Below are 272 nucleotides of genomic sequence, written 5' to 3'. Positions count from 1 at the left end.
CCCTTGCTGATCAAGTTCTAGAACGACAGTATTTAAATGCAATAAAATACGTTGATGCGCAGAAAATAAATCTCGGTATCGCACTTCGCTTATGCTCAGTTGCTCTACTTTGTTAGCAAATTCAGCGTAGCTCACCATAAAGTCTTCGCGACGCGCTGCATGGTCGCATACTTTATTTAAAAATGGCGGATCGTATGGGGCACGTATAAAGTCGGTGACACCCGAAAGTAAAAGCTGCTCCGCATAATCTGCATCATCACTATCTATAATAG

1 pseudogene is annotated in these 272 nt (G+C 42.3%); it reads right to left on the bottom strand.

Features of this window, described 5'->3' with window-relative positions:
* Nucleotides 1-272 (bottom strand): annotated as a pseudogene (locus AAEY68_RS21085) (diguanylate phosphodiesterase); the annotation flags it as partial.

The sequence above is a fragment of the Pseudoalteromonas sp. RB2-MNA-CIBAN-0110 genome (assembly GCF_040309305.1).
GTDB lineage: Bacteria > Pseudomonadota > Gammaproteobacteria > Enterobacterales > Alteromonadaceae > Pseudoalteromonas > Pseudoalteromonas arctica.
This window is presented reverse-complemented; position numbering and strand designations above follow the sequence as displayed.